The sequence below is a fragment of the Enterovirga sp. CN4-39 genome (assembly GCF_049446235.1).
Taxonomy (GTDB): Bacteria; Pseudomonadota; Alphaproteobacteria; order Rhizobiales; family Beijerinckiaceae; genus Enterovirga.
In genome coordinates, this window is sequence record NZ_JBMSEF010000010.1 from 41,870 (window position 1) to 64,897 (window position 23,028).

Below are 23,028 nucleotides of genomic sequence, written 5' to 3' on the forward strand. Positions count from 1 at the left end.
ATATCCTAACTCGCGGGCAAAGTTTGTAACCCACGAGTTTCACCTGCATGCGTCCCGAGACATTGGAGCGGCGGCGGGGAAAAGTCCTCGCCGCGGCCGCGCGCCTCTTCGCGACCGAAGAATATGGCCGCGTCCACATGGACGATGTCGCGTTGGCGGCCGACATCGCCAAGCCGACGCTCTATCGCTACTTCTCCACCAAGGAAGCCTTGTTCATGGCGGCCCTGGAGCAGACGCTCCAGGACCTGCGCGCCGATGCGGCTGCCATCCGGGCCGAGCGGGGGCCGGCCGAGGCGCGGCTGCGCAAGACCGTGGCTCTCGTCCATGATCAGGTCGGCGCCCTTGCGCCTGCCCTGCGGGCCATCGAGGGCGAGGGGAGCGGCCCCGGGGAGACGAGCCGCAAGGCCCTTCGCAAGGGCATGCGCGACATCCGGGACGAACTCGCCAATCTGATCCGCGAAGGCGTCGAACTCGGTGAGTTCGAGGTTGCCGATTGCGAACTCGCCGCCATCGCGATCGTCGGGGCGATCCGAATGACCGCCATTGTCGGGAACGGCACGGCGGGATCGGCCCGTCGACTCAGCGACCTCCTTCTCGGCGGCCTTGCTCGCCGCACAACCCTGTCTCAACCTGCGCCGCGGCTGAATGGCGTGCTTGTCCTGGGAGACGCCTCATGATGCGCAAGGCCCTTCTGCTGGCCCTCCTGCTCGCCGTCGGCGCGGCAGGCGCGGCCTGGTTCGGGGCGCTCGAGCGCTTCGGAATGCGGCTCCAGCTCTCCTCTCCGAAGGCCGCCGTATCGACCCCGGCGGTCGTCCGACCCGTGCCGGTCGAGACCGCGCCCGTCCAGGTCGCGGCCGTGACGGACGAGGTCGAGGCGCTCGGCACGCTCATGCCGGACGAGAGCGTCGCGATCGCGCCTGAAATCGCGGGACGCCTGACGGCGCTCGGTTTCCGGGAGGGTGACAAGGTGAAGGCCGGCCAAGTCCTGGTCGAGCTCGACACAGCCATCCTGGCGCAGGAGCTCAAGCAGGCCGAGGTCGATCTCGGACTTGCGCGCGACACCTTCGAGCGTGCGAACGCGCTCGTCCAGCGCGGCAGCGGCACCCGGGTCGCGCAGGAGCAGTCGCAGGCACAGCTCGCCGCCGCTGAGGTCCGTGTCGCGCTCGCCCGCTCGCGGCTCGAGAAGGCCACCATCACGGCGCCCATCGACGGGATCGTCGGGCTGCGCACCGTCAGCGTGGGCAGCTACCTCACTCCCGGCCAGACGGTCGTCACCCTCGCCAAGATCGATCCGATCAAGGTCGATTTCCGGGTGCCGGAGCTGCTGCTCGAGCGGGTGGCGGTCGGCCAGAAGATCCGCGTCCAGGTGGACGCCCTGCCGAACCGGCAGTTCGAGGGCAGCGTCTACGCGATCGACCCCGTGGTGGACGTGAACGGGCGAGCCATTCGCCTGCGCGCCCGCATTCCCAATCCCGACCTGCTGCTGAAGCCCGGCCTCTTCGTGCGCGTCAACATCGTGACGGACGTGCGGCAGGACGCGCTCGTGATCCCGGAATCGGCCGTCGTTCCCGACGGCAACGCCAAGGCCGTCTATGTCGTCGAGAACGGGAAGGCGAAGCTCTCCCGCGTGAAGCTGGGCAAGCGCCTGCCGGGCCGCGTGGAGGTTGCGGAAGGGCTCGCACCCGGCCAGCGCATCGTCACCACGGGCCAGATCAGGCTTCGCGATGGCGCCGTGGTGGAGACACCGCAGCCCCAGGCCAAGGCGGGCAACACGGTCACCCAATGAGCCTCTTCGAGCTTTTCGTCAGGCGGCCGGTCCTCTCGACCGTCCTCAGCCTGCTCGTGATCCTGATCGGCGCGGTGTCCTACACGCGCCTGCCGGTGCGCGAGTACCCGAACATCGACGAGCCGATCGTTTCGGTGCGAACGAACTATCCCGGCGCGAGCGCGGAGATCATCGAGACGCAGGTCACGCAGATTCTCGAGAACTCGATCGCCGGTATCGAGGGCATCGAGACCATCACGTCGATCAGCCGCCAGGAAAGCTCGAACATCTCCGTGACCTTCCGTCCGGAGGTCGATCCGGACGTCGCGGCTTCCGACGTGCGCGACCGCGTGGGCCGCGTCCGCGGCCGTCTGCCGACCGAGATCGATGAGCCGATCATCGCGAAGGTCGAGGCCGACGCCCAGCCGATCCTTTACCTGTCGCTGATGAGCTCGCGGCACAATCCGCTCGAACTCACCGACTTCGCCGACCGCTTCATCACCGACCGGGTGCAGAACGTCACGGGCGTCGCCGAGGTGCGCATCCAGGGCGAGCGGCGCATCTCCATGCGCATCTGGCTCGACCAGACGCGGCTCGCCGCGCAGAACCTCACCGTGCAGGATGTCGAGGCGGCGCTCCGCCAGCAGAACGTCGAGATCCCGTCGGGCCGCATCGAGAGCCAGGATCGCGAATTCACGGTGCTGTCCCAGACGGGCCTCGTCACGCCCGAGCAGTTCGGCAACATCATCGTCAAGGACGTGCAGGGCTTCCCGATCCGCATCCGGGACATTGCTCGCGTGGAGATCGGCGCCCTTCAGGAGCGGAACGCGGCCTGGTTCACGGGCCGGCCCTCGGTCACCATCGGCATCGTCAAGCAGGCGACGGCAAATCCGCTGGACGTCTCCGCCGGCGTGCGCGCCGCGCTTCCCGAGATCACGTCCGACCTGCCGGACGGGATGAGCATCGCGGTCTCCTACGACACCTCGATCTTCATCGACCGCTCGATCAAGGCCGTCTACCACACGGTCGCCGAGGCGATCGCGCTCGTCGTCCTCATCATCTTCATCTTCCTGCGGTCCGTGCGGGCGACCCTCATCCCGCTCGTCACCATCCCGGTCTCGCTGATCGGCGCCTTCGCCCTCATGGCGGCGCTCGGGTTCACGGTTAACACGCTGACCCTCCTGTCGATGGTGCTCGCCATCGGGCTCGTGGTCGATGACGCCATCGTGGTGCTCGAGAACGTTCACCGGCACATCGAGGACGGGATGCGGCCCGTGCCGGCGGCGATCCGCGGCATCAAGGAGATTGCCTTCGCGGTCATCGCGATGACGCTGACCCTGGTGGCCGTGTATGCCCCGATGGCTTTCGCGACCGGACGGACGGGCAAGCTCTTCGTCGAATTCGCCCTGACGCTCGCGGGCGCGGTGCTGGTCTCGGGCTTCGTCGCCCTGACGCTCACGCCCATGATGTGCGCCAAGCTGCTGCGCCACCATGAGAGCCACGGCCGCCTCTACAACCTGCTCGAGCGCTTCTTCGAGGGCATGACGAACGGCTACCGGCGCGCGCTCGAGGCGGCCTTGTCGATGCGGCTCGTCATCGTGGTCCTGGCCCTCGCGGTCGCCGGATCGAGCTATTTCTTCTTCACGAATCTTCGGTCCGAGCTCGCCCCCGTCGAGGACCGCGGCACGATCACGTCGATCGGCGTCGCGCCCGAAGGCGCCACGCTCGCCTTCACGGCCCAGCACGCCCGCAAGGTCGAGGAGTTCTTCGCCGCCCAGCCCGAGGTGCAGAACTACCTCGTCATCGTGGGCTTCCCGGACGTGACGCGCGCCATCGCCTTCGCCCGGCTGAAGCCCTGGGAGGACCGTACCCGGACCCAGCAGGAGATGGTCGCGGAGCTGAATACCAAGCTCGCCAAGATCCCGGGCATCCGGCTCTTCGCAACGAACCCGCCCTCGCTCGGCCAGGGCGGCGCGAGCAGCCGTCCGGTGAACTTCGTGCTGCGGAGCTCCGAGAGCTATGTCCAGCTCCGGAAATACGTGGATCTCGTGCTGCAGGAGGCCTCGAAATCTCCCGCCCTGACTAATCTCGAAACCGACCTCATCCTCGACAAGCCGCAGGTGAAGGTGGAGCTCGACCGCCAGCGCGTCGCCGATCTCGGCCTTTCTGTGGATGTCATCGGCCGCACCCTCGAAACGCTGCTCGGCGGGCGTCAGGTCACCCGCTTCAACATGAACGGCGAGCAGTACGACGTGGTCGTCCAGGTCGCGGAGGACGGCCGTGACACGACGGAGGACCTCCAGTCGATCTACACCCGCGGCCGCAACGGCGAGATGATCCAGCTCTCCGCGGTCGTGAAGATCGAGGAAACCGTCGCCCCGAAGGAGCTGAACCGCTTCAACCAGATGCGCTCGGCCACCATCACGGCCGTGCCCGCACCCGGCTACTCGCTCGGCGATGCGCTCACGGCGATCGAACAGGCTGCGGCGCGCGTCCTGCCCAACACCGTGCAGCTCGACTATGCGGGCCAGAGCCGCGAGTTCAAGAAGTCCGGCGCCAGCATCGTCTTCGTCTTCATCCTGGCGCTCGGCTTCATCTACCTGGTGCTCGCGGCGCAGTTCGAGAGCTTCATCGATCCGCTCGTGATCATGTTCTCGGTGCCGCTCTCGATCACGGGCGCGCTCGCCGCGCTCTACTGGTCGGGTGGGACGCTGAGCGTCTACAGCCAGATCGGACTCGTGACCCTCATCGGCCTGATCACCAAGCACGGCATCCTGATCATCGAGTTCACCAACCAGCTGCGCGAGGAAGGCCGGCCGCTGCGCGAGGCCCTGATCGAAGCCGCCGCCCTGCGGCTGCGGCCGATCCTGATGACGACGGGCGCCATGGTGCTGGGCGCCGTTCCGCTGGCGCTCGCGACGGGCGCAGGTGCGGAGAGCCGGGCGCAGATCGGCTGGGTGATCGTCGGCGGCATGACCTTCGGCACGCTGCTGACGCTCTTCGTGGTGCCGGTCGCCTACACGTATCTGGCGCGGAAGCGCCAGGACCAGCACAAGGATACTGCGGACCACGGCCACACGGCCCTGCAGCCCGCGGAATAGGCGGGCCGGGAGACGTCCCGGCCACCGCTTCTCAGAGCATGCTCGGCAGCACCCGGTCCGGCGGGCGATGGCCGTCCATGAAGGTCCGGATGTTGACGATGACCTTCTCGCCCATGTCCATCCGGCCCTCCTCGGTGGCCGAACCCATGTGAGGCAGGAGGACGATCCGTCCCTGCCGGGCGAGCTTCACGAGCCGCGGATTGACGGTCGGCTCGTGCTCGAACACGTCGAGGCCCGCCCCCGCGAGTTCGCCCCCCTCGATCATCCGGGCGAGCGCCGTCTCGTCGATGATCTCGCCACGCGCCGTGTTCACGATGATGGCGTGCGGCCGCATGAGCTTTAGGCGCCGGGCGGACAGGAGGTGGTAGGTCGCTGGCGTGTGCGGGCAGTTCACGGACACGATGTCCATGCGGGCCAGCATCTGGTCGAGCGAATCCCAGTACGTCGCCTCGAGCTCCTCCTCGATCTGGGCGGCCACCTTGCGGCGGTTGTGGTAGTGGATCGACAGGCCGAACGCCTTGGCGCGCCGGGCGAGCGCCTGGCCGATGCGGCCCATCCCGACGATGCCGAGCCGCTTCCCCGTGATGCGGCGGCCGAGCATCCAGGTCGGCGACCAGCCGGCCCACTCATCCTCCGGGATGATGCGGGTGCCTTCGGGCAGGCGCCGCGCGACGGACAGGATGAGCGCCATCGTCATATCCGCCGTGTCCTCGGTCAGCACGCCCGGCGTGTTGGTGACCGTGATGCCGCGGGCGAGCGCCGCCTGCACGTCGATGTGATCGACGCCGGTGCCGAAATTGGCGATCAGCCGGAGGTTGGGTCCGGCCTGCGCCAGGACGGAGGCGTTGATCTGGTCCGTGACCGTCGGGACGAGAACATCGGCCGTCTGCATCGCCTCGATCAGCTCGGCCGAGGTCATCGGCTTGTCGTCGATGTTCAGCCGCGTGTCGAAGAGCTCCCGCATGCGGGTCTCGACCGCATTGGGCAGCCGCCTCGTGACCACGACCACAGGCCTTTTCCGCGACGCCATCATCGATCTGCGCTTCCCTCACGCGCCGCTTACGCGACCTTAACCCTAATCCGGCGATCCAGGGCGACAAGCCGCCCGCTGGCGGTCCGCACCGGTCTTCGCTAGTGCCGGCTGTCTAGCAGAGGTCCGGGCGAAGACAATCAACCCATAAGAGGCGTTCCCATGGCGCGATACAGGTCTGTCGGCCACGCTGCGCTTTTTGCTCTTCTTCTCACCACCCTGCCCGCATCCATGGCGCCCGTCAGGGCGGCCGCCGAAGGTCCGGTCGGGAAGGTCTCCGGCCTCCCCGTGCCGCGCTACGTCAGTCTCAAGACCGATCGCGTGAACCTGCGGGAAGGGCCCTCGAAGGACCACAGGACCGCCTGGGTGTTTCAGCGCGCCGGGCTCCCCGTCGAGATCACGGCGGAATTCGAGGTGTGGCGTCGCATCCGCGATGCGGCCGGGACCGAAGGCTGGGTCCTCCATTCCCTCCTGTCCGGGCGGCGCACGGCGCTCGTCATGCCTTGGGCGAAAGCCGGCACGGAGGCTCTGCCGCTGTTCGAGCGGCAGGACGAGAAGAGCAATGTCGTCGCGCAGCTTCAGCCGAACGTGATCACGAGCGTGCGGGCCTGCCGCGAGGGCTGGTGCCGGGTGACGATCGCCCAGCCGGGCCGCGACATCTCCGGCTTCATCAGGCAGGACCGCCTCTGGGGCGTCTATCCAAACGAAACGATCGACTAGCACGCCTATTCGGGGACGGGATTGCAGCGCGGCTCCACCCTCTCGCCCGCCAGCACCTTGCGGATGAACGGGAGCGAATCCTTCAAGGACCCGTTCACCGCGCCGCCATGGTCGAGGCCTGCATAGAGATGGGCCTCGACCGGAGTGCCGGCTGAGCACGAATCCCTCACCAGCGCGAGCTGGTTGACCGCGCTCACATCCCGATCCTCCGCCCCTGTCCCGATGAAGACCGGGATGGCGACCTTCAGCGTGGGATAGCTCAATTCCGGGCCAAGCTTCGCGAGCACCTGGATGAAGTCGGCCTTCAGGGCGGTTCGCCGTGTGAGGCCCGCGTTCTCCACCGCGCGGAACAGCGGGCCGACACAGGTCGTCGGGGCCGTCGCGAAGAGCGGAAGCGCCGCTTCGGTGAAGAGGCTCGACGACGAGGGCGGTGGCGACAGGAATTCCTGGGCTGCGACCGCGATGTAGAACGCGTAGGCGATCGTCGGATCGACCCGGTCGAGATCCTGCTGGGCGGCGCTGGCCGCGAGGTCGAGCGAGAGATAGGGAACGCCGGTGGCGACGACCCCTCGCAGCCGCAGGTCGGGCGCATAATCCGGCCAGAACGCCGCTGTCGCGTAGGCCGCGCCGCCGCCTTGCGACTGCCCGACCACCACGATCTTGTCCGCGTTCAGCCCCGGCACCCCCGAGATGGCGGCCCTGATGGAATCCAGCACGCTGTAGGCTTCGGGCCGGGTGAACAGATACGGGTGCAGGCCCGCCACGCCGAGACCCTGGTAGTCCGACGCGACGATCGCGAACCCCTCGTCCAGCCAGCGGTTCAGGTACGCGGCATCCCGCGCCGACCGCCCGGCCCAGGACGCCGCGCAGACATCCGCCACCCCGACCGTCCCGTGCGCCCAGGCGAGAATCGGCCAGCCGCCGGCCGGCGGCGTGCCCTTCGGCAGGTACAGCGCCCCGGAGACCGCGATGCGCTGCCCGCCGCCGACGCCATTCGTGGAACTGTAGAGGATGCGGGAGGAGTTCTCGGCGGATGCGAGCGCGAGCGCGGGCGGCAGGTCCTCGCGCCGGATCAGGCGGCCAGGCTCCGCCGGGAGCTCGGCCGGAGGCACATAGAACGGCGACAGGACGGTCACGCCCTGCGCGGGATCGAGCGCCGGCTGCGGCTGGGCCTGGGCGAGACCGCCGAATGCCGAGAGAAGGGCAGCGAACGCCGTGCGGCGAAGCGGATACAGCATGAACGCCCTCCAGCCTGCGGCCGAAGCGGCGCTCCAGCAGCTACTTGGCCTTGCGACGAAGCCGAACGATCACGTCCACGCGGGCGATCTCCATCCCGTGCGGAGCGTCCGGCAGATCGCCCACCGCGATATCGACCGGGACGTCGATGAGTTCCTCGTCGCCCTCGACGAAGAAGTGATGATGCTCGGTGGTGTTGGTGTCGAAATACGACTTCGAGCCATCGACGGCGAGTTGCCGCAGCAGCCCCACCTCGGTGAACTGGTGAAGGGTGTTGTAGACCGTGGCGAGCGAGACCGGCACGCGCGCCCGCATGGCCTCCTCGTAGAGCATCTCGGCGGTGATGTGCCTGTCGCCCTTGGCGAACAGGAGCCAGCCGAGGGAGATGCGCTGACGCGTCGGGCGCAGCCCGACATCGCGCAGGCGTTCCTTCAGCGCGGAGACCGGGCAGCCGCGACGAGCAAGCGTCTCATGGGCCGCGTGGTCATGGGGCGCGTTCGTGCGGGGTTCGATCATACTCGGGGGCGATCTCGGAAGGTCCGTCCGATCTATATAAGCCGACAGACGTTATCGCAACATTCCTGGGCTCTTAGCCCTGCGGAGCAACTTCCGCCCCGCCTTTGATGACCCGGGACCTTGTGCTAACCACCCGCGGCAGGCGCCCGGGGCGCCTCACATTGGGAGTGCACGGACTGCATGGCCGGTCAATCGAGCTTCAGCTACGAAGAGCTTCTCGCCTGTGGGCGAGGCGAGCTGTTCGGGCCCGGCAACGCCCAGCTTCCGCTTCCCCCGATGCTGATGTTCGATCGCATCCCGGAGATTGCCGAAACGGGCGGCGCTAACGGTAAGGGATTCGTTCGGGCCGAGCTCGACGTACGGCCCGACCTCTGGTTCTTCCCCTGCCACTTCAAGGGCGATCCCGTGATGCCGGGCTGCCTCGGGCTGGATGCCCTGTGGCAGCTCGTCGGCTTCTTCCTGGGCTGGCTGGAATTGCCCGGGCGGGGGCGGGCTCTCGGTGTCGGCGAGGTCAAGTTCGCCGACCAGGTCCTGCCGAGCGTGAAGAAGGTCGTCTACGGCGTCGACCTCAAGCGTGTGTTCAAGTCGAAGCTGGTCCTCGGCATCGCCGATGGCTGGCTGGAGGCCGATGGCCGCCGGATCTACGAGGCCAAGGATCTCCGGGTCGGGCTCTTCAAGCCGGACGTGGCGCCCGCCGGCGGCTGACGGCGGTTGAGAAGCTAGGCCGACAGCCTTACGTGAACGCCCGGCCGAGTCGGGCCTGAGGAGTGCGCAATGCGGCGCGTCGTGGTCACCGGGATGGGCATCGTCTCGTCCATCGGCAACAACACGCAGGAAGTTCTGGCCTCGCTGCGGGAGGCCCGCTCGGGCATCATCCGGGCTGAGGAATACGGCCAGCTCGGTTTTCGATGCCAGGTGCACGGCGCGCCGAGCCTGAAGGCCGAGGAGGTGGTGGATCGCCGCGCGATGCGGTTCCATGGCGGCGGCACGGCGTGGAACCACGTCGCCATGGACCAGGCGATCCGCGATGCGGGACTGGAGGGGAACGACGTCTCCAACGACCGCACCGGCATCATCATGGGTTCGGGCGGCCCGTCGACCCGGACGGTCGTCGAAGCCGCCGATATCGCCCGGTCCAAGGGGCCGAAGCGAATTGGCCCCTTCGCGGTGCCGAAGGCGATGTCCTCGACCTCTTCGGCGACGCTCGCCACCTGGTTCAAGATCCGCGGCGTGAATTATTCGATCTCGTCCGCCTGCGCGACGTCGAACCATTGCATCGGCAACGCCTACGAGACGATCCAGGCCGGCAAGCAGGACATCATCTTCGCCGGTGGATCGGAGGAGCTCGACTGGACGCTCTCGGTCCTCTTCGACGCGATGGGCGCCATGTCCACGAAGTACAACGAAACCCCGGAGCGGGCCTCGAGGGCCTATGACAGGAATCGCGACGGCTTCGTGATCGCGGGTGGCGCCGGCGTGCTTGTCCTGGAGGAGCTCGAGCACGCGAAGGCGCGCGGCGCCCGCATCTATGGGGAGATCGCCGGCTACGGCGCGACCTCGGACGGCTACGACATGGTGGCGCCCTCCGGCGAAGGCGCGGTGCGCTGCATGCGGATGGCCCTGCAGGGTGTCGGCCCGAAGGTCGACTACATCAACCCGCACGCCACCTCGACGCCCGTGGGCGACGAGAAGGAGATCGAGGCGATCCGCGAGGTATTCGGGTCGGGCGACAAGTGCCCGCCGATCTCAGCCACCAAGTCGCTGACCGGCCACTCACTCGGCGCCACGGGCGTGCAGGAGGCGATCTACTCGCTCCTCATGATGAACAACGGCTTCATCGCCGAGAGCGCGCATATCGAGGAGATCGATCCGGCCTTCGCGGACATGCCCATCGTGCGCAGCCGCGTGGACGATGCGAAGCTCGGCTGCGTGATGTCGAACTCCTTCGGGTTCGGTGGCACGAACGCCACCATCGTGCTGAAGCACGTCGACGCGTGATGGGCCGCTCCCGCACGCGTGCGGCCGGCATAGTTCTGACGGGGCTGGGCGCCTGGGCGGCCTCCCCTGCCGCGGCCTTCGAGGGCCGCTACACGGCGGGTGGGGCCGGCTATGAGCAGAGCCTCGTCGTCACCAAGACGCCAACCGGATTCCGCGGCAAGATCTATGTCGCGACGAGGGGCTGTGTCGGCGAGTTCGTCGGCACCGGGCGCCCGAAGGGCGGGACCCTCGTGCTTCGCGGGCGGCAGGATACCTTCGAGTGCCAGCTGACGCTGCGCCCTACCGCCGCAGGAGTTCTCGATGTCGCTGAGGACGCGTGCCTGACCTTCCATGGGACGGCGTGCGAGTTCAGCGGCTCATACAAACGACAGGCCCGATGACAACCGCAACCAGCACGACGACATCAACCCTGCTGAAGGGGAAGCGCGGCCTCGTGATGGGCGTCGCGAACGATCACTCGATCGCCTGGGGCATCGCGAAGGTCCTGGCCGCCCATGGGGCGGAACTCGCCTTCACGTACCAGGGGGATGCGCTGGGCAGGCGCGTGACGCCGCTGGCGAAGTCGGTCGGCTCCGAGCTGGTTCTGCCCTGCGACGTGGAGGACCTGGCTTCCGTCGATGGCGTGTTCGCGGCCGTCGACGAGGCCTGGGGCGGGATCGACTTCCTGGTCCACGCGATCGCGTTCTCCGACAAGAACGAACTGAAGGGCCGCTACGCCGACACGACGCGCGACAACTTCTCGCGGACCATGCTGATCTCCTGCTTCTCCTTCACGGAGATCGCCAAGCGTGCGGCCGAGCGGATGAAGAACGGCGGGGCGATCGTCACGCTCACCTATGGCGGCTCGACCCGCGTGATGCCGAACTACAACGTGATGGGCGTCGCGAAGGCCGCTCTCGAGGCCTCGGTGCGCTACCTGGCCGGCGATTTCGGCCCGATGGGCGTGCGCGTGAATGCCATCTCGGCAGGCCCGGTCCGCACGCTGGCCGGCGCGGGCATCGCCGATGCCCGCTTCATGTACAATTTCCAGCGGGCGAACTCGCCGCTGCGCCGCACCGTGACGATCGACGAGATCGGCGGCTCGGCGCTCTACCTCCTGTCCGAGCTCTCGGGCGGCGTGACCGGCGAGATCCACTACGTCGATTCCGGCTACAACATCATCTCCATGCCGCGGCCGGACGTGCTCAAGGCGCAGGAAGCCGCCGGCACGACCGAAGCCTGACGCTCACTCGGCCAGGAATTTCAGCACGGTCTCGTTGAACCGGGGCCCGGCATCGAGGTGGACCATGTGGCCCGCCTCCTCGAACACCACCGCGCGCCCCTTGGGCATCCTGCCGGCGAGTTCCTCGGCGAGCCTGGCGTTCTCGCCCATCTTCGGGCGCAACTCCGGGGGCGCGAAGGGGCGACCCGGCGCATTGTGGTCGCGGGCGCCCATGACGAACAGCGTCGGCTGCGTGACGAGCGGGATCTCGTGAGCGACGGGCTCGCGATAGATCATCTGGTAGGAATTCACGAATGAGCGCAGCCAGCGCTCATATTCCCCGGAGCCCTTGATGCGCTCGCGCAACTCCACGTACGGGTCGGCGTCCTCGGGACGGGTCAGCGCGTAATTCGAGACGAGCTGGCGCTTGTAGGCCTCCGCCGAGAGGCCGCGTTCCTGCTCGAGCAGCCGCCGGGTCTCCACGGGCGGCACATACAGCCGGTAATCCTCCAACCCGATCGGGGCCTGCAGCACGAGGCGCGCAACCTTGCCGGGATAGGCCCGGGCGAGGCGCACGGCCAGCATGCCGCCCATCGAGTGCGCGACGACATCTGCCTGGGCGATGTTCAGCCGGTCGAGAAGCGCAGCCGTCCAGCGGCCGAGATCGTCGAATGACGTGGCCTGGATCGGCTTGGACGACTTGCCGAAGCCGATCTGGTCCGGGATCACGACCCGGTAGCCCGCCCCGGCCAGCGCTTTCGCGACCGGCTCCCAATAGCTCGCCGGAAAGTTGCGCCCGTGCAGGAGGACGACGGCCCGGCCGTTCGCGGCCCCGCTCGGCGGCACGTCCATATAGGCCATGCGCAACGCCTCGCCGTTCAGCGTCACGGGCATGTAAGCCACGGGATATGGGTACGCGAAGCCTTCGAGGGCGATGCCGATCGGCTCGGGAGTCTCGGCCGCGCGGATTGGCGCAGCGGCAGCGAGGAGGATCGCGAAAGCAAGCGCGGCACGACTCGGCATGTGATCTCCGACGGGACAGGCGGGGCAAGCGACGAACGGCGGCAGCGGCGCTCCCGTTCCCCACAGGTCGTCGCACTTGCAAGGAGGGCCCGGCTTCCCCTAAAGGCCGCGCCTTATCGAGGCGCGCGGTCCAGGATGTCGGCTTTCAAGGAATTGGTGTTCTCCGGCGTTCAGCCGACCGGAAATCTGCACCTCGGAAACTATCTCGGCGCGGTCCGGCGCTTCGTCGCCCTGCAGGAGCAATACGACTGCATCTACTGCGTCGTCGACATGCACGCGATCACGGCCGAACTCTACCAGCCCGAGCTGAAGAGCCAGATCCGCGAGGTCACGGCAGCCTTCCTGGCTGCCGGGATCGACCCGAAGAAGCAGATCGTCTTCAACCAGAGCCAGGTCTCGGGTCACGCGGAGCTGGCCTGGATCTTCAACTGCGTCGCCCGGATCGGCTGGATGAACCGCATGACGCAGTTCAAGGAGAAGGCCGGCAAGGACCGCGAGAACGCCTCCCTGGGGCTCTACGCCTACCCGTCCCTGATGGCGGCCGACATCCTGCTCTATCGCGCCACCCACGTGCCGGTCGGCGAGGACCAGAAGCAGCACCTCGAGCTGACCCGCGACGTCGCGCAGAAGTTCAACAACGACTTCGCGGCCCCCATCGCGGAGCGCGGGCATGGCGAGGCCTTCTTCCCGCTGACGGAACCGCTCATCGGCGGGCCGGCGGCCCGCGTGATGTCGCTCCGCGACGGATCGAAGAAGATGTCGAAGTCGGATCCCTCCGATTTCTCGCGCATCAACCTGACGGACGATGCCGATGCCATCGCCCAGAAGATCCGCAAGGCGAAGACCGATCCCGAGCCGCTGCCGTCCGAGGAGGCGGGCCTCGCCGGCCGGCCGGAGGCGGAAAACCTCGTCGGGATCTACGCCGCCCTTTCGGACCGCACCAAGGCGGAGGTGCTGAGCGAGTTCGGCAATGCCCAGTTCTCGGCCTTCAAGTCGGCCCTCGTCGATCTCTCGGTCGACAAGCTCGGTCCGATCGGCTCCGAGATGAAGCGCCTGAAGGACGATGCCGCCTACATCGATTCGGTGCTGAAGGACGGCTCCGACCGCGCCCGTGCCATCGCGGACAAAACGATGGATGCCGTGAAGGATATCGTCGGCTTCGTGCGGGGCTGACGGCCGGCCCGACTTGTCGCCCGGCCGCAGCTTCGGCATCTTCCAGCGTCCGGCGGAGCTGACCCGACACAATGATCGGCGCCACGAGGCGATCTTACGAGGCGGGCCATCGGCCCAAGTTCCTCGTGGTGATCGATGACACGCCCGAATGCAGTCGGGCCATCCGGTTCGGCGCGCGGCGTTGCGCGCGGACCGGCGCCAATCTGGTCATGCTCGCCATCGTCGACCCGCCCGACAATTTCGAGTGGCTCGGCGTCGGCGAAGCGCTGCGGGAGGAGGCCGAGGAGGAAGCCGGCATCCGGCTGGACGAGGCCGTCAGGACGGCCAAGGAGGCTTCCCCCGGACTGGAGCCAGAGCGGGTGATCAAGCTCGCCGACAAGGACGAGGCCATCCGCCAGCTCATCGAGGAAGACCAGGACATCTCCTTCCTGGTTCTCGCATCGGGCGTCGGAAGCTCAGGGCCGGGTCCGCTGGTTTCCATGATCGCGGGTCGCATGTCGGGGACGTTCCCGGTGCCGATCGTGATCGTGCCGGGCGATCTCGCGGACGAGGCGATCGACGCGCTCGCGGGGTGACGGCGGCGCATTGCGGCCCTGCCTGCGAAGATCCACATCTCGGCAAGCGATGTGCTAGAGAGCGGGCAACCGCACGAAATCCGATCCGAGGCGAAGATGTTCATCCAAACCGAGGCGACGCCGAACCCGGCAACCCTTAAGTTCCTACCCGGCCGCGTGGTGATGCCCGAAGGCACCTTCGATGCGCAGGATGAGGCCGCTGCCGAGGCGTCCCCGCTGGCTTCGCGCCTGATGTCCATGCCCGAGATCTCTGGCGTGTATCTCGGCCACGACTTCATCAGCGTCACCAAGCGCGAAGGCGAATGGCAGCACCTGAAGCCGGCCGTGCTCGGCGCCATCATGGAGCACTTCCTGTCCGGTGCCCCGACCGTGACGGCAGGCGCCCTGCTCGGGGAGGATCCGGACGAGGAGTTCTTCGACCCGGCCGATGCCGAGACGGTCGAGAACATCAAGGAGCTCATCGAAACGCGCGTCCGTCCGGCGGTGGCCGGGGACGGCGGCGACATCACGTTCCGCGGCTACAAGGACGGCGTCGTCTATCTCAACATGCGGGGCGCCTGCTCCGGATGCCCGTCCTCGACGGCCACCCTCAAGCACGGCATCCAGAACCTGCTCCGGCATTTCCTCCCGGAAATCCGTGAGGTCGAGGCGGTCCAGGCCTGACGTTTCAAGAGTGCGCATTCTCGCAATCGATACCGCCCTCGGCCAGTGCGCCGTGGGCGTTCTGGACAGGGGCGCGGTCGCGCCGCTTGCCTCCGAGACCATCGCCATGGAGCGCGGCCATGCGGAGGCGCTCCTCCCCATGCTCGACCGCGTGATGTCACGCGTCGAGGGTGGGTTTCCCACCCTGAACAAGGTGGCCGTCACCGTCGGGCCAGGCAGCTTCACGGGGCTGAGGATCGGGATCTCGGCGGCCCGTGCCGTCGGGCTCGCGTCGGGCATTCCGGTCGTCGGGGTGACGACGCTCTCGGCCCTGATGGCACCGCTGATCGCCTATCCGCGATCGCGGCTCGTCGTGGCCGCGATCGATGCGCGCGGCGGGCGGGTCTATGCCCAGGCGATCGCCCCGAACGGGCGGACCATCATCCCGCCCTCGATCCTGACCGTGCGCGAGATCGTCCGCTCGCTGGGCTCCAGCGGTGTCCTTCTCGTGGGATCCGGTGCGTCCCCCATCGCGGCCGAGGCCTGGGCGGTGGGCCTGGATGTCCGCGTGCATGACGCGCCTCCCGTGCCGGAGATCGCCTGGGTGGCGCGCCTCGGCGCCGTCGCCCGTCCGGAACACGCGATGGCGAAGCCGCTCTACCTCGCCCCGCCCGATGCGCGTCCACAGGACGGGGCGCGGCTTCCGCACCAGTGAGCCTGTTCGACCGCCTGGGCCTGGCGCGCCATCCGGCGCGCATCGCCCCGGTCGCGGCGCATCACGCCGAGCGCCTTGCCGCCATCCATGCCTCGGCCTTCGCCCGGCCTTGGGCGCCGGAGGAATTCGAGGCCTTCCTGCTGGAGAAGGGGATCCGCATCGACGGCCTGTTTCTTGGCCGTGACATCCAGCCCTCCGGCTTCGTGCTGTCCCGCGCGACCCTCGACGAGGCCGAGATACTCAGCCTCGCGCTCGCCCGCCCGGCCCGAGGCCGCGGGGACGCGCGGCGGCTGATGCTGCAGCACCTGCAGACGCTCGCGCATGCCGGCGTCAGGATCGTCCACCTCGAGGTCGAGGAGGGCAACGTCCCCGCACTCGCCCTGTACCGTCGCCTGGGCTTCGAGACCGTCGGGCACCGCCCGGGATATTACGCGCGGCCGGATGGCACCCGGGCGGCGGCCGTGTCCATGTCGCTACGGCTTGGATCGCCGGAACCCGACGCCGCCACATGACCTCGGTCGGCATCGCGGCTCGGATCGGCGTGCTGGCGGCGCTCTTCGCCGTGCTCGCGCCGGTGCAACTCGTCGCGAGCCGGCGCGGCGCTCGAATCGCGCACCGGATACCGGTGATGTTTCACCGCCTCTTTCTTCGGCTGTTCGCGGTCCGGGTCAGGGTCGAGGGTACTCCCCCGAGCACGGGCCACCCGGTGCTCGTCCTCGCCAACCACGTCTCGTGGCTGGACATCCCCGTGATGGGCAGCCTCGCCCCGCTCTCCTTCGTGGCCAAGCAGGAGATCGCGACCTGGCCTGTCTTCGGCTTCTGCGCCCGCTTGCAGCGCTGCGTCTTTCTCGATCGCACGCGCAGGTCCGCCACCGCCGAGGTGAACGCCGAGGTGGCCGAGCGCCTCGCTGGCGGCGACGCGATCGTGCTGTTTCCGGAAGGAACGACGGGTGATGGCAACCGCCTCCTCCCGTTCCGCTCCTCCATCGTGGGCGCGGCGACGGCTGCCCTCGCGGCTTCCACGCACGAGGAGGTCGTGCTCCAGCCGATGTCGCTCTCCTATGCTCGCCGGAACGGGCTGCCGGTCACACGGCGCGAGATGCCGGACATCGCCTGGTACGGCGACATGGAGCTGCCGCCTCATTTCCTGGCCTGGGCGCGAGGTGGCCCGCTGGACGTCGTGGTCTCATGGGGACGGCCGATCCCGTTCGGGCGCGAGACCGACCGGAAACGTGCGACCGCCCAGGCGGAGACGGAGGTGCGGCGGGCGCTGAACGCCGCTTCGAAGCGGAGCGGCACGACGCCCAATGTGCTCGCCCGCACTCAAGAGGGGCCACAGCAGGCCTAGACATGTCCCGGAGGAATTCGGGATGCACAATCCACGACAACATTCAGAGCCTGACCGCTTCCCCCAGGATGGGTCAGAACCGGCCACCGGCGCGCAGAGTAGAGGGGCTGGCTGGATCCCAGAGCTGATCCTGTCCGGCCTCGCCCTGGCTCTTCCGGCCCTCGCCTTCACGGCGGCGGCCCTCGTCTCCTACCCGCCCGCAGCCAAGGCCATGGCGCCCGTTGCGGTCGGGCTCTGCCTGGTCGGGCTTGGCCTCGTCCTGATCGGGATCGTGGCGCGGCGGCGCCTCGGACGGCCATAGGACACTCGGCCCCACGGCTATTCTCTTGCGGCTCCAGACATCCTATTAAGGGCCAGTTCCCTCGCGCGTGTCAGGAAGCCTTGCCGCAGTGAAAAAGGCCTTCATCAAGTCGTATGGCTGCCAGATGAACGTCTACGATTCGGGCCGCATGGCCGACGTCGTGGCGGAGCAAGGGTATTCCGAGACGGCCACCGCCGAGGATGCGGACCTGATCATCCTCAATACCTGCCACATCCGGGAGAAGGCCGCCGAGAAGGTCTATTCGGAACTCGGCCGCCTGCGCGCGCTCAAGCGCGACCGGGCCGAGGCCGGCATCGACACCACGATCGTGGTGGCCGGTTGCGTCGCGCAGGCCGAGGGACGGGAGATCATCCGGCGCGCCCCGGTGGTGGATGCGGTCGTCGGCCCGGGCAGCTACCACCGGCTGCCCGACCTCATCGAGCAGGCCCAGGCTCGCCGAAAAGGCGTCGATGCTGAGTTCGATCAGGTCGAAAAGTTCGCCGCCCTGCCGCGGCCGGATGCCTCACGCATCCGGAGCCGGGGCGTTTCCGCCTTCGTGACGGTGCAGGAAGGCTGCGACAAGTTCTGCTCGTTCTGCGTGGTCCCCTACACGCGCGGCGGCGAGCTCTCGCGCCCCGTGGCGGCGGTTCTGGACGAGGCCCGCGCCGTTCTGGAAGCGGGCGTCCGCGAGATCACGCTCATCGGGCAGAACGTGAACGCGTATCACGGCGAGGGTCCTGACGGCCGCACATGGTCGCTGGGAGATCTGATCAGGGCGGTCGCAGACCTGCCCGGGGTCGCGCGCATCCGGTACACGACCAGCCATCCGCGCGACATGTCCGACGATCTCGTCGCGGCCCATGCGGAGATCCCGTCCCTGATGCCGTACCTGCATCTGCCGGTCCAGGCAGGCGCGGACCGCGTCCTGAAGGCGATGAACCGGCGCCATACGGCCGACGAGTACCGCCGCCTCATCGAGTCGATCCGGGCCGCCCGCCCGGATATCGCCCTGTCGTCCGACTTCATCGTCGGTTTCCCGGGCGAGACGGATTCGGAGTTCGAGGACACTCTCCGGATCGCGGCCGAGATCGGCTTCGCATCATCCTTTTCGTTCAAGTACAGCCCCCGGCCCGGCACGCCGGCGGCGGATATCGGGGACCAGGTCCCGGAGACGTTGAAGAGCGAGCGGCTGCAGCGGCTTCAGGCCCAGCTCGAACATGACCGCCAGGCGTTCAACCGCGCGACGGTCGGTCAGGTTCTGGAGGTTCTCGTCGAAAAGGAGGGCCGGCATCCTGGGCAGCTGAACGGGAAGACGCCATATCTCCAGCAGGTCCAAGTCACCGGGGCGGCCGCCCAGCCGGGCGAGCTCGTCACCGTCCGGGTGACCGGTACCGCACCGAACAGCCTTTTTGCCGAAGCTGTCGAGCCGATGCGCGCGGGTTCGCCGCTCGTCGCGGCCGCCTGACCGGCGCAGGCGTCCCATTTCGTGCCGTCCAACGGCAACCAGGGCAGGGATCGAAGCTTGGAGCGCATCGAACCGACGTTGAATCCGCTTCCGGGCATGACCGAGGATGCGGAGATCGCGCTCACCTTCGACGAGAACCGGCTCGCCGGCCTCGTCTTCGGGCACTACGACCAGAACCTCGCCCATATGGAGAAGCGGCTCGGGGTCGTGCTGAATGCGCTCGGCAACCGCGTGGTGATCAAGGGGCCGCCGGACTCGGCGTCACGGGCCCGGATCGTTCTCGAGCGGCTCTACGACCGCGTCCGGCGGGAGGGAGCGCTGACGCTGGGCGATGTCGACGGCCTCGTCCAGGAAAGCGCCCTTCAAGGGAGCCTCTTCCCGGCGGCGGATACCGCCTCGGGCGGGCATCCCGCCTTCGAGCAGATCGCAACCCGCAAGCGCGGGCCGGTACGGGCCCGCAACGCCGCGCAGGACGCCTATCTGCGCGCCTTGCGCGAGCACGAGCTCGTTTTCGCGGAGGGGCCGGCCGGAACGGGCAAGACCTGGCTTGCCGTCGGCCATGCCGTTTCCCTCCTGGAGAGCGGCAAGGCCGACAAGCTCGTCCTGTCGCGTCCCGCCGTCGAGGCCGGAGAGCGCCTGGGCTTCCTGCCGGGCGACATGCGGGACAAGGTCGATCCCTACCTGCGCCCGATCTACGACGCCCTCTACGACTTCATGGAGACCCGGCATGTCGAACGGGCGCTCCAGACGGGAATCATCGAGGTGGCCCCGCTTGCCTTCATGCGCGGCCGCACGCTGACCAACTCGGTCGTGCTCCTGGACGAGGCGCAGAACACCACGTCCATGCAGATGAAGATGTTCCTGACGCGCCTCGGCGAGGGATCGCGCATGATCGTCAACGGCGACCCGAGCCAGATCGACCTGCCGCCTGGCCAGCGTTCGGGCCTCGTCGAAGCGGTCCGCATCCTCGAGGGCGTCGAGGGTATCTCCCGCATCGTGTTCAAGGAGGGAGACGTCGTCCGCCACGACCTCGTCCGGCGCATCGTGTCCGCCTACGACCGGCACTTCACCCGGACCCACGCCCCGGAGGAGCGGCCGCGGTGATTTCGCTCGATATCGAGATCGAGGCGGGCGACTGGTCCGAGATCACCGGGGTCGAGTGGCTCGCAAGGAGAGCCGCGGAGGCGGCACTCGCGGCAGCCGGCCGTCCAGCGGAAGAGGATCTCGAGGCGACGCTTCTCTTGACGGACGATGCCTCCGTCCAGGAACTCAATCGGCGTTGGAGGGGTCAGGACAAGCCGACCAACGTCCTGTCTTTCCCGGCCGACATGGCCACGCCTCCGGGTGAGCCGCGGGCACTCGGCGACATCGCGCTCGCCTACGAAACCCTGGCACGGGAAGCGGAAACGGAAGGGAAGAGCCTCCCCAACCACATGGCCCACCTTGTCGTCCATGGCGTGCTCCACCTGCTCGGGCATGATCACGAGGACGACGCGGAAGCCGAGGACATGGAGCGCGCTGAGATCGCCGCTCTCGCCGCGCTGGGGATTGCAGATCCCTATCGCGAGATCTCCGGCTGATCGGATACTGACGAAGACATGAGCGACGAACGCAGGGACGAAAGACCGGGTCCCGATTTCGAGCCGCGGGAAAGCTGGCTCGAGCGCCTGATGCAGCGGTTCAACCTGCGGCCACGTGAATCGGTCCGCGACGAGTTGGAGGAGGTTCTCGCCGAGGCCACGGAGGAGGCCGAACTGACCCCGCAGGAGCGGACGCTCCTGACGAACGCGCTCGCCTTCCACAAGGTCCGCGTCGCCGACGTGATGGTGCCGCGCTCCGACATCATGGCGGTCCCGGCGGCGGCGACCATTGGCGAGATCCTGGCGCAGTTCAGGCTGGCCGGCCATTCGCGCCTGCCGATCTACGGCGCATCGCTCGACGAGCCGGTCGGCATGATCCACATCCGCGATCTCCTCGACTTCATCGCGGCCCACAGTGAGACCGAGCCGGCCGGCCCGGAAACGGCCCCGAAGGTGGCGAGTCTGGCGAGCGTCGACCTGTCGATGACGGTCGAGCGGACCCAACTGACCCGGCCCGTGCTCTTCGTGCCGGGCTCGATGCACGCGATTGACCTCCTCGCCCGCATGCAGGCCTCCCGGACCCACATGGCGCTCGTGATCGACGAGTACGGGGGGACGGACGGGCTCGTCACGATCGAGGACCTGCTCGAGACCGTGGTCGGCGAGATCGAGGACGAGCACGACGTCGCGCGGGACCTGATCGTCAGGGACGAGCGCGGCGACTTCGTCGTGGACGCCCGGGCCTCGCTCGAGGAGGTCTCCGCGGCCCTCGGCGCCGACCTCTCGGCTGCCGAAGACGTCGACGACGTGCACACGATCGGCGGGCTGGTCGTGACGCGCGCAGGCCGGGTGCCAAGGCGCGGCGAGGTGATCTCCGGTCCGGACGGATACGAGTTCGAGGTCCTTGATGCCGACCCGCGCCGGCTGAAGCGGATCCGGATCCGCATGGCCGTTTCCGCGTCGGTCGGGAACGAACACGAAAGCTGGGCCTCCGACAGTCGCAGCGCTCACGGCTGATGCGGAACATCGCCGACCGCGTGATCCTGTCCGAAGGTTGGAGTCGGGCGGGCGTCGCCCTCGCGGCCGGAGCGCTTGGCGCCCTCGCGATGCCGCCCTTCGGGTTGTGGCCGGCGCTGTCCGTTTCGCTGGTCGTGGCGGTCTGGCTCATCGACGGCTCAGGCGGCGCGACCCGCTGGGCAGCCGTCCGGCGGGCCGCCGGCATCGGGTGGGTCTGGGGCTTCGGCTACTTCCTTGCAGGGCTTTGGTGGATCGGCTCCGCCTTCCTGGTCCAGGCGGACGTCTTCGCCTGGCTGATGCCGTTCGGCGTGCTCGGGCTGCCGGCTCTGCTGGCGATCTTCATGGCCGTCGGGTTCGGGCTTGCGCGCCTCCTCTGGTCACCCTCCGGCTGGCGCATCTTCGCCTTCGCGTTCGGGATGACAGCCGCCGAATGGCTGCGCGGCCACGCCCTGACGGGCTTCCCCTGGAACACGCTCGGCATGGCGCTGGGCCAGAACCCCTGGCTCATGCAATCCGCCTCGATCCTCGGCCTGTATGGCCTGACCGCCCTTGCCACGCTCCTCCTCGCCGCCCCGGCGACGCTCTGGACGGGAGAGACGAGGGCGGAGCGGATCGGACCGCTCTCCTGTGCCGCCCTGGTCCTTCTGGCGCTGGCCGGATGGGGAGCCTGGCGCCTCTCCGAGCCAACTCCTGCCGGCGTGGCTGGCGTGCAGTTGCGGATCGTGCAGCCGAACCTCGCGCAGGACGCCAAGTTTCACGCCGGCCGCGGGCCCGAGATCCTGCGCCACTATCTCGAACTCAGCGGGCGTCCGTCCGCACCTGACACGGCGCCCCCCACCCACATCGTCTGGCCGGAATCCGCCTTCCCGTTCCTGCTCCACCGCGAGCCCGCCGCGCTCGGCATGATCGCCGACGCGCTGCCGCGCGGCGCCGTCCTGATCACCGGGGCGGCCCGCAGCAGCGGCGAGGGAGGCACGACCCGCTACTTCAATGCCATCCAGGTCGTCGGCGATACGGGAGCGGTGCTGGCGAGCTACGACAAGGTGCACCTGGTGCCCTTCGGCGAGTATGTCCCGGAACTCCTGGAGCAGGCGCTACGCGCGATCGGGATCCGGGAATTCGTCGCGATACCCGGCGGCTTCACGGCCGGGGAGCGACACACCGCCTTCTCCGTGCCGGGCATGCCGGCTGTCGCCGGAAGCGTCTGCTACGAGGCGATCTTTCCGGGAGAGACGATGCCTCCGGGGCCTCGCCCTGGGCTGATCCTGAACGTCACCAACGATGGCTGGTTCGGCGACACGCCGGGCCCCCGCCAGCACTTCGCCCAGGCGCGGCTACGGGCCGTGGAACGGGGCATCCCCCTGATCCGGGCCGCCAATACGGGCATCTCCGCCGTGGTCGATCCGTATGGGCGGATAACAGCCTATCTCCCGGTCGGACGCGAAGGCGTCATCGATACGACGCTTCCAACCGTTGCAAACGTCACAGTTTTCGACGATGTCGGAAGTCTCATCTTCGCCGGGCTCTGTTCGGTGTTTCTCCTGGCCGCTCTGATTGGCTTGCGGCGTCGTCCACGCTAGTGGCACCGATGCCACAAGCTCCTGGGCGCCGGGCTGCGAGTA

Annotated in this window: 24 protein-coding genes; 20 read left to right on the forward strand and 4 right to left on the reverse strand. The window is 68.2% G+C overall.

Annotated elements, in window-relative coordinates:
• Nucleotides 1–47: 47 nt before the first annotated feature.
• The 3 genes from ACO2SS_RS16760 to ACO2SS_RS16770 are packed head-to-tail and all read left to right on the forward strand — an operon-like array spanning nt 48 to nt 4,866.
• On the forward strand, nt 48–677 hold the full coding sequence (locus ACO2SS_RS16760) for a TetR/AcrR family transcriptional regulator (RefSeq protein WP_423278900.1): 630 nt from the start codon (nt 48–50) through the stop codon (nt 675–677).
• On the forward strand, nt 674–1,786 hold the full coding sequence (locus ACO2SS_RS16765; protein WP_423278901.1) for an efflux RND transporter periplasmic adaptor subunit: 1,113 nt from the start codon (nt 674–676) through the stop codon (nt 1,784–1,786). The genes ACO2SS_RS16760 and ACO2SS_RS16765 overlap by 4 nt, the downstream gene beginning before the upstream one ends.
• A complete protein-coding gene (locus tag ACO2SS_RS16770; protein ID WP_423278902.1) occupies nt 1,783–4,866 on the forward strand; it encodes an efflux RND transporter permease subunit in 3,084 nt (1,027 codons plus the stop codon). The genes ACO2SS_RS16765 and ACO2SS_RS16770 overlap by 4 nt, the downstream gene beginning before the upstream one ends.
• Nucleotides 4,867–4,897: 31 nt before the next feature.
• Here ACO2SS_RS16770 and ACO2SS_RS16775 read toward each other — a convergent pair whose 3' ends face one another.
• Nucleotides 4,898–5,899, reverse strand: a complete 1,002-nt coding sequence (locus ACO2SS_RS16775) for a 2-hydroxyacid dehydrogenase (protein WP_423278903.1) — start codon at nt 5,897–5,899, stop codon at nt 4,898–4,900.
• Nucleotides 5,900–6,058: 159 nt separating this feature from the next.
• On the opposite strand from ACO2SS_RS16775, the gene ACO2SS_RS16780 reads away from it, so the two are divergent.
• Nucleotides 6,059–6,616 (forward strand): SH3 domain-containing protein, encoded by a 558-nt coding sequence (locus tag ACO2SS_RS16780; RefSeq protein WP_423278904.1) that lies wholly within the window; start codon nt 6,059–6,061, stop codon nt 6,614–6,616.
• Nucleotides 6,617–6,621: 5 nt separating this feature from the next.
• Here the strand turns inward: ACO2SS_RS16780 and ACO2SS_RS16785 are convergent, their stop codons facing one another.
• Nucleotides 6,622–7,854 carry a lipase family protein gene (locus ACO2SS_RS16785; RefSeq protein ID WP_423278905.1) on the reverse strand — a complete coding sequence of 411 codons (1,233 nt, stop codon included), beginning with the start codon at nt 7,852–7,854 and terminating at the stop codon, nt 6,622–6,624.
• 40 nt (nt 7,855–7,894) lie between these two features.
• Nucleotides 7,895–8,368, reverse strand: coding sequence for an iron response transcriptional regulator IrrA (gene irrA / locus ACO2SS_RS16790; RefSeq protein WP_423278906.1), 474 nt, complete (start codon nt 8,366–8,368; stop codon nt 7,895–7,897).
• A 180-nt stretch (nt 8,369–8,548) separates the two neighbouring features.
• On the opposite strand from irrA, the gene fabA reads away from it, so the two are divergent.
• The 4 genes from fabA (at nt 8,549) to fabI (ending at nt 11,588) form a co-directional block, all read left to right on the forward strand.
• Nucleotides 8,549–9,073 carry a 3-hydroxyacyl-[acyl-carrier-protein] dehydratase FabA gene (fabA, locus tag ACO2SS_RS16795; protein ID WP_423278907.1) on the forward strand — a complete coding sequence of 175 codons (525 nt, stop codon included), beginning with the start codon at nt 8,549–8,551 and terminating at the stop codon, nt 9,071–9,073.
• 69 nt (nt 9,074–9,142) lie between these two features.
• Complete coding sequence (fabB, locus tag ACO2SS_RS16800) at nt 9,143–10,366, forward strand: beta-ketoacyl-ACP synthase I (RefSeq protein ID WP_423278908.1); 1,224 nt, start codon at nt 9,143–9,145, stop codon at nt 10,364–10,366.
• The gene (locus ACO2SS_RS16805) at nt 10,366–10,746 is read left to right on the forward strand and encodes a hypothetical protein (protein ID WP_423278909.1); all 381 of its coding nucleotides are present in this window, start codon (nt 10,366–10,368) and stop codon (nt 10,744–10,746) included. The genes fabB and ACO2SS_RS16805 overlap by 1 nt, the downstream gene beginning before the upstream one ends.
• Nucleotides 10,743–11,588, forward strand: coding sequence for an enoyl-ACP reductase FabI (gene fabI, locus ACO2SS_RS16810; protein ID WP_423278910.1), 846 nt, complete (start codon nt 10,743–10,745; stop codon nt 11,586–11,588). The genes ACO2SS_RS16805 and fabI overlap by 4 nt, the downstream gene beginning before the upstream one ends.
• Before the next feature lie 3 nt (nt 11,589–11,591).
• Here the strand turns inward: fabI and ACO2SS_RS16815 are convergent, their stop codons facing one another.
• Nucleotides 11,592–12,590 (reverse strand): alpha/beta fold hydrolase, encoded by a 999-nt coding sequence (locus ACO2SS_RS16815; protein ID WP_423278911.1) that lies wholly within the window; start codon nt 12,588–12,590, stop codon nt 11,592–11,594.
• A 135-nt stretch (nt 12,591–12,725) separates the two neighbouring features.
• Between ACO2SS_RS16815 and trpS the strand changes: the two genes are divergently transcribed.
• The 12 genes from trpS (at nt 12,726) to lnt (ending at nt 22,986) form a co-directional block, all read left to right on the forward strand.
• Entirely contained in the window at nt 12,726–13,763 is a 1,038-nt protein-coding gene (gene trpS / locus ACO2SS_RS16820; protein WP_423278912.1) for a tryptophan--tRNA ligase, read from the forward strand.
• A 71-nt stretch (nt 13,764–13,834) separates the two neighbouring features.
• Nucleotides 13,835–14,338: a universal stress protein gene (locus ACO2SS_RS16825; RefSeq protein ID WP_423278913.1), complete on the forward strand. Its 504-nt coding sequence runs from the start codon at nt 13,835–13,837 to the stop codon at nt 14,336–14,338.
• A 96-nt stretch (nt 14,339–14,434) separates the two neighbouring features.
• Nucleotides 14,435–15,001: a NifU family protein gene (locus tag ACO2SS_RS16830; RefSeq protein WP_423278914.1), complete on the forward strand. Its 567-nt coding sequence runs from the start codon at nt 14,435–14,437 to the stop codon at nt 14,999–15,001.
• Nucleotides 15,002–15,011: 10 nt separating this feature from the next.
• Entirely contained in the window at nt 15,012–15,695 is a 684-nt protein-coding gene (gene tsaB, locus ACO2SS_RS16835) for a tRNA (adenosine(37)-N6)-threonylcarbamoyltransferase complex dimerization subunit type 1 TsaB (protein ID WP_423278915.1), read from the forward strand.
• Nucleotides 15,692–16,207: a GNAT family N-acetyltransferase gene (locus tag ACO2SS_RS16840; RefSeq protein WP_423278916.1), complete on the forward strand. Its 516-nt coding sequence runs from the start codon at nt 15,692–15,694 to the stop codon at nt 16,205–16,207. Before tsaB ends, ACO2SS_RS16840 begins: the two co-directional genes overlap by 4 nt.
• Nucleotides 16,204–17,043 carry a lysophospholipid acyltransferase family protein gene (locus tag ACO2SS_RS16845; RefSeq protein ID WP_423278917.1) on the forward strand — a complete coding sequence of 280 codons (840 nt, stop codon included), beginning with the start codon at nt 16,204–16,206 and terminating at the stop codon, nt 17,041–17,043. The genes ACO2SS_RS16840 and ACO2SS_RS16845 overlap by 4 nt, the downstream gene beginning before the upstream one ends.
• Nucleotides 17,044–17,065: 22 nt before the next feature.
• Nucleotides 17,066–17,344 carry a hypothetical protein gene (locus ACO2SS_RS16850; protein ID WP_423278918.1) on the forward strand — a complete coding sequence of 93 codons (279 nt, stop codon included), beginning with the start codon at nt 17,066–17,068 and terminating at the stop codon, nt 17,342–17,344.
• An 88-nt stretch (nt 17,345–17,432) separates the two neighbouring features.
• Nucleotides 17,433–18,809 carry a tRNA (N6-isopentenyl adenosine(37)-C2)-methylthiotransferase MiaB gene (gene miaB, locus ACO2SS_RS16855; RefSeq protein ID WP_423278919.1) on the forward strand — a complete coding sequence of 459 codons (1,377 nt, stop codon included), beginning with the start codon at nt 17,433–17,435 and terminating at the stop codon, nt 18,807–18,809.
• Nucleotides 18,810–18,905: 96 nt separating this feature from the next.
• Nucleotides 18,906–19,913, forward strand: a complete 1,008-nt coding sequence (locus ACO2SS_RS16860; protein ID WP_423279072.1) for a PhoH family protein — start codon at nt 18,906–18,908, stop codon at nt 19,911–19,913.
• A complete protein-coding gene (ybeY, locus tag ACO2SS_RS16865) occupies nt 19,910–20,389 on the forward strand; it encodes an rRNA maturation RNase YbeY (RefSeq protein WP_423278921.1) in 480 nt (159 codons plus the stop codon). The genes ACO2SS_RS16860 and ybeY overlap by 4 nt, the downstream gene beginning before the upstream one ends.
• An 18-nt stretch (nt 20,390–20,407) precedes the next feature.
• On the forward strand, nt 20,408–21,406 hold the full coding sequence (locus ACO2SS_RS16870) for a hemolysin family protein (RefSeq protein ID WP_423278922.1): 999 nt from the start codon (nt 20,408–20,410) through the stop codon (nt 21,404–21,406).
• On the forward strand, nt 21,406–22,986 hold the full coding sequence (lnt, locus tag ACO2SS_RS16875; RefSeq protein ID WP_423278923.1) for an apolipoprotein N-acyltransferase: 1,581 nt from the start codon (nt 21,406–21,408) through the stop codon (nt 22,984–22,986). Before ACO2SS_RS16870 ends, lnt begins: the two co-directional genes overlap by 1 nt.
• The last annotated feature ends 42 nt before the right edge of the window (nt 22,987–23,028 follow it).